We start from the raw sequence: 5,581 nt of genomic DNA, 5'->3' as shown, positions 1-5,581 counted from the left end.
AGTCGGCGATATCACTAAGCGTCTTCGCATCGGCCACGAGGTCGGCGTCGAACACGCGCAAGTCTGGGCACATCGCCCGCGCATTGGCGAGCGGCTGGCCGATATACAGGCCGAGACGCTCCGCGGCCTCGTCCAGCGCATGGATCACCAGCGCATTGTTGTCCTTGATGACGACGATGCTGGGCTCATTGTTGCTCTTACCCAGTCCGGCGCTGCTGAAGAACCGCTGAATCCGGTCGATGGGCAGGCGCGGCAGCCACAGGCTGAGAATACGTCGACGGCTCGCTGAACTGGCACTCATCACAATTCCATTCCATGATCCACCGGCCGCACGGGCCATGACGATTGCGCAACAGCTCGGCATCGAAGCGCGGCGTGCCCCAGACATCCCATGCGGCACCCGGCGGCGAATGCGCCGCGCGCAGCATCCATCGCGTTTCCGCGGTCGAGGGCAGCGGCTGCGCGGCCATCCGCAGCATCAGGCCGGTGACGCCGGAGCCTTGTGCGGCCAGCGTCAGCTTGCGGCTCGCCACCAGATCGAACTGCCTGACATCGCCCCAGAGCTCGAGCACGACGGCACCGAGCGCATCGCAGGCGAGCGCATCGGCCGAGGTGCGCAGCGCGCTCTCGACATCGGCAGCGCGCACCGTCACCACGCGGCGCGGATCGAGGCCGAGCTCGGCGAGACCGTTCATCGACAGCGCGCCGGTTTCCACTTCCGAAAAATCCTGCCGAACCCACAGCAGCGGTTTGCGTGCCGAGACGAGCCTCGCGAGACCCATGACGAAACCCGTCGCGGCCGCGCCCTGGCGCCCCTCGCAAAACACCTCATGGACCGCCGCACGCGCAAGCCCGCCCTTCAGCGCGCCATCGGCCTCGTGATGGCCGAGCGCGGCGCGATCGTGCTGATGCACGACCTCCGCAGTCTCGATGCGCTCGATCTGGCCGCGCAGGATCGCAAGCGCGCTCATACGTGCGCCGCTCATGCTTCGCCGCTCCTCAGAAGTGATTGCCGAGATTCTCAAAAAGAAGAACCTGCGGCTGGCTCATTTGTTCATGATATGTTCTAATATAAAGCTAACGGCATCCGAAGAGTCAATCGAATTGGCGCGACTTCGGATTCATGAGCGGAATCAAAGGGATTCAAATATGGACGTGCAACGCAAGCTGGAGATCCTGGCGGATGCCGCCAAGTACGACGCCTCCTGCGCCTCCAGCGGCACCGAGAAGCGGGATTCCAGCGACCGCAAGGGCATGGGCTCGACCGCGCCAGGCATGGGCATCTGCCATTCCTATGCGCCGGACGGACGCTGCATCTCGCTACTCAAGGTGCTGCTGACCAACGCCTGCAATTACGACTGCCTCTATTGCGTCAACCGCGCCTCCTCGAACGTGCCGCGCGCCCGCTTCACCATCGACGAGGTGGTCAAGCTGACGCTCGACTTCTACCGGCGCAATTACATCGAGGGCCTGTTTCTCTCTTCCGGTATCATCCGCAGCCCCGACTACACCATGGAGCAGGTGGTGAGCGTCGCGCGCAAGCTGCGCGAGGAACATCATTTCCGCGGCTACATCCACCTGAAGACCATTCCCGAAGCCGACGACGCGCTGATCGCGGAGGCCGGCAAATATGCCGACCGCCTCTCCATCAACATCGAGATGCCTGAGGAAACGAGCCTGCAGCAATTCGCGCCAGAGAAGGACGTCCGCGCGATCCGCCGCACCATGGGGCGGCTGCGGCTGAAGCTGGACGAGGCCGAGGAGAACCGCGCGACGAAGACCAAGGCCAAGCCGCAGCGCTTCGCGCCGGCTGGACAGAGCACGCAGATGATCGTCGGCGCGGACAGCGCGAACGACCACACCATCCTGCACACCAGTGCCAATCTCTACGGCTCGTACAAGCTGCGGCGCGTCTATTATTCTGCCTTCAGCCCGATCCCCGATGCCAGCCGCGCCTTGCCGCTGGTGCAGCCGCCGCTGCTGCGCGAGCACCGGCTCTACCAGGCCGACTGGCTGATGCGGTTCTACGGCTTCGACGTTGCGGAGATCGTCGACGACAGCGCGATGCTGCCGCTCGACATCGATCCCAAGCTCGCCTGGGCGCTGCGTCACCGCGACCGCTTTCCGCTCGACGTCAACCGCGCCAGCCGCGAGGAGCTGCTGCGCGTGCCGGGCTTCGGCACCAAGGCGGTCGAACGCATCATCGCGGCGCGGCGCACCACCACGATCCGCGCGGCCGATCTCACGCGGCTGCACGTGCCCCAGCGCAAGGCGCTGCCCTTCATCGTCCTCAGCGACCACCGTCCCTCGCCGCATCGCCTCGATGCCGCCGGTCTCATCGAACGGTTCAAGCCGAAGGCAACGCAACTGGGATTTGGCTTCTGATGCAGTACATCACGCTCGACACCGAAACCGATTTCGACGGCTGGCGCAAAGCCGCGCGAAGTCTTGTGCTTCATCACGTGGATCCCGCGGATGTCACCTGGACCGTGCACGGCGGCGAAGCGGAGCTGTTCGCACCGTCCTCGCCGTCTCCGATCCTCGAGGTGAACGAGGGCACCTTCAACGTACCAGGCAAATTCGTCGAGCTCGCCAAGGCCGCCATCTTGCACCGCGATGGCGAACGCTTTGCGATCCTCTATCGCCTGCTGTTCCGGCTGAAGGACAATAACGACCTTATCGAGGTCGCGACCAACCCCGATGTCGCGCAGGTCACTTCCATGGCAAAAGCGGTCCATCGCGACGAGCACAAGATGCATGCCTTCGTGCGCTTCCGTGAGATCGGCAGGGAACGCGAGGCGCATTACGTCGCCTGGTTCGAGCCGGAGCATCACATCGTCGAGCTCGCAGCCCCGTTCTTCGCAAAACGTTTTGCCGACATGCCCTGGTCGATCCTGACGCCGGACCTCTGCGCGCATTGGGACGGCCACGCGCTTTCGTTCACGCAGGGCGTCAGCAAGAGCAAGGCGCCGGGCGAAGACCGGCTGGAGGAAACCTGGCGGCGCTACTACGCCAGCATCTTCAACCCCGCCCGGCTCAAGGTGAAGGCGATGCAGGCCGAGATGCCGAAGAAATACTGGAGGAACCTGCCCGAGGCTTCGATCATTAAGCCCTTGATCGAGGACGCCGAGCGCATGACCGGTGCCATGATCGCCAATGCCGCAAGCGATCCGCACAAGCCTCAGAAGCGGCCGGAGGCCCCGATGCCACGCAAGCCTGCCGTTAGCGATCTCGAAGCGCTGCGTGAGGAAGCCGCGCATTGCCGCGCCTGCCATCTCTACAAGGACGCGACTCAGACCGTATTTGGCGAGGGCCCGAAGTCCGCAAACATCATGCTGGTCGGCGAGCAGCCCGGCGACAAGGAAGATCTCGCCGGCCATCCCTTCGTCGGCCCTGCCGGTCAGATGCTCGACCGCGCGCTGGAGGAGGCAGGCGTCGACCGCAAGAAGGTCTATGTCACCAACGCGGTGAAGCACTTCAAATTCGTGCCGCGTGGAAAGATCCGCTTGCACCAGAAGCCGAACACGCCCGAGATCCGGGCCTGCCGGCAGTGGTATGAGCGCGAAGTTGCGGCGCTTCAGCCCGAACTGATCGTCGCGATGGGCGCAACCGCCGCTCAAAGCGTGTTCGGCAAGATCACCCCGATCGGGAAAAACCGCGGACGGCTCATCGAGCTTCCCGAAGGCCGCAAGGCGCTGGTGACCGTGCACCCGTCCTATCTGCTGCGGCTGCCTGATCCCGAAGCCAGGGCGCTGGAATATCGGCGCTTCGTCGAAGATCTGAAGATCGCCGCCGGCCTGCAGAGGAAAGCTGCGCGCGCCGCCTGATCAGACGGCAGTGCGGCTCACGACGCCGCAAGCTGCTCCTCGACCAGCTTCACCCAGTAGGACGTGCCGTAGACGATCGCCTCGTCGTCGAAATTGTAGGCGGGGTGATGCAAGCCGGCGCTGTCGCCATTGCCGCAGAAGATGAAGGCGCCGGGCCGCGCTTCCAGCATGTATGCGAAATCCTCGCCGCCCATCAGCGGCGCCATGTCGTGCACGTTGGCCTCGCCCGCGACCTGCGTAGCAATGCGCCGCGCCACCTCGGTCTCCGCCGCATGGTTGTTCACGACGGGATAATTTCGCTTGTAGCGCAGGTCGATCTTGGCGCCGGTGATCTGCGCCACGCCCGCCACGACTTCACGCACGCGCTTCTCGACCAGCTTGCGCACTTCCGGCGACAGCGTGCGGATGGTGCCTCTCAGCGTCGCCGTCTGCGGAATGACGTTGCGGGCGTGGCCGGCGTGGAATTCGCAAATCGAGATGACCGCAGATTCGAGGGGATCGACGCTGCGCGCCACGATCGACTGCAGCGCCGTGATCACCTGCGCGCCGACCAGAACGGAATCGACGCATTTGTGCGGACGCGCGGCGTGGCCGCCGACGCCCTCGATCATGATGTCGACCTCGTCGGTCGCCGCCATGATCGGGCCCGGCCGGATCGCGAACGAGCCGACCGGAATGCCGGGGCCGTTGTGCATGCCGTACACCTGCTCGATGCCGAAGCGCTCCATCAGGCCGTCTTTCACCATGGCAGCACCGCCGGCGCCGCCCTCTTCGGCGGGCTGGAAGATCACGACGGCATCGCCGGCGAAGTTGCGGGTCTCGGCGAGATAGCGCGCCGCCCCGAGCAGCATCGCGGTGTGGCCGTCATGGCCGCAGGCGTGCATCTTGCCGGGAATCTTGGAGGCGTAAGGCAGGTCGGTCTGCTCCTCGACCGGCAGCGCGTCCATGTCGGCACGCATGCCGATCGCCTTGAGCCCCTCACCGGCGGGCTTGCTGCCCTTGATCACGCCCACCACGCCGGTCTGGCCGAGCCCGGTGACGACTTCATCGCAACCGAACTCCCGAAGGCGCTCTGCGACGAATGCTGCGGTGCGATGGACATCATACAGTAGCTCGGGATGCTGGTGGATGTCCCGCCGCCAAGCCTGGATATCGGGTTGAAGGTCGGCGACGCGGTTCACGATGGGCATGGAGGGTCTCGAGCTTGTTGGAAATATGCAATCTATCATGCAAGCGCCGGTCCACCCAACCGTCCGGCATCGGGGTCTAGCCCTGCCGACCCGGCATGGCCGGGCTTGTCCCGGCCCGCTGCGTCTGCCTATTAGGATGGAACGTCAAGTGACGATCCGGGTGGAAACAGAATGCCGAGGCGGCTCGAAGGTGAATTTGACTACATTGTCGTCGGAGCGGGCACGGCCGGCTGCATCGTCGCGAACCGATTGTCGGCCGATAGCAGCAAGCGCGTGCTCATCCTCGAAGCCGGCGGCGACGACAATTGGATCTGGTTCCACATCCCGGTCGGCTATCTCTTCGCCATCGGCAATCCCCGTTCCGACTGGATGTTCAAGACCGAGGCCGAGCCCGGCCTGAACGGCCGATCGCTGGCCTATCCCCGCGGCAAGGTGATCGGTGGCTGCTCGGCGATCAACGCCATGATCTCGATGCGCGGACAGGCCGCCGACTACGATCACTGGCGCCAACTTGGGCTGACCGGCTGGGGTTATGACGACGTGCTGCCGCTGTTCAAGCGGCTG

5 protein-coding genes and 1 pseudogene are annotated in these 5,581 nt (G+C 64.7%); 3 read left to right on the top strand and 3 right to left on the bottom strand.

Annotated elements, in window-relative coordinates:
* Both JHD07_RS05235 and JHD07_RS05230 read right to left on the bottom strand, forming a co-directional pair.
* A pseudogene (locus tag JHD07_RS05235) lies at positions 1-205 on the bottom strand (DNA polymerase Y family protein); the annotation flags it as partial.
* A complete protein-coding gene (locus JHD07_RS05230; RefSeq protein ID WP_291619678.1) occupies positions 198-986 on the bottom strand; it encodes a DNA repair protein in 789 nt (262 codons plus the stop codon). The pseudogene JHD07_RS05235 and the gene JHD07_RS05230, both read right to left, overlap by 8 nt.
* Before the next feature lie 163 nt (positions 987-1,149).
* Here JHD07_RS05230 and JHD07_RS05225 point away from each other — a divergent pair, with 163 nt between their 5' ends.
* Entirely contained in the window at positions 1,150-2,385 is a 1,236-nt protein-coding gene (locus JHD07_RS05225; protein ID WP_291619676.1) for a putative DNA modification/repair radical SAM protein, read from the top strand.
* Positions 2,385-3,827: a UdgX family uracil-DNA binding protein gene (locus JHD07_RS05220; protein WP_291619674.1), complete on the top strand. Its 1,443-nt coding sequence runs from the start codon at positions 2,385-2,387 to the stop codon at positions 3,825-3,827. Before JHD07_RS05225 ends, JHD07_RS05220 begins: the two co-directional genes overlap by 1 nt.
* Before the next feature lie 17 nt (positions 3,828-3,844).
* Here the strand turns inward: JHD07_RS05220 and JHD07_RS05215 are convergent, their stop codons facing one another.
* Positions 3,845-5,017: a M20 aminoacylase family protein gene (locus JHD07_RS05215; RefSeq protein ID WP_291619672.1), complete on the bottom strand. Its 1,173-nt coding sequence runs from the start codon at positions 5,015-5,017 to the stop codon at positions 3,845-3,847.
* Between the two features lie 171 nt (positions 5,018-5,188).
* Between JHD07_RS05215 and JHD07_RS05210 the strand changes: the two genes are divergently transcribed.
* Positions 5,189-5,581: GMC family oxidoreductase N-terminal domain-containing protein (locus JHD07_RS05210; protein WP_291619670.1), on the top strand; the 393-nt coding region annotated here is incomplete at its 3' end.

It is taken from the genome of Bradyrhizobium sp., from assembly GCF_016462955.1.
Classification (GTDB): Bacteria; Pseudomonadota; Alphaproteobacteria; order Rhizobiales; family Xanthobacteraceae; genus Bradyrhizobium.
Note: the sequence above shows the minus strand (reverse complement) of the source record. Positions and strands in the feature narration are given on the sequence as shown.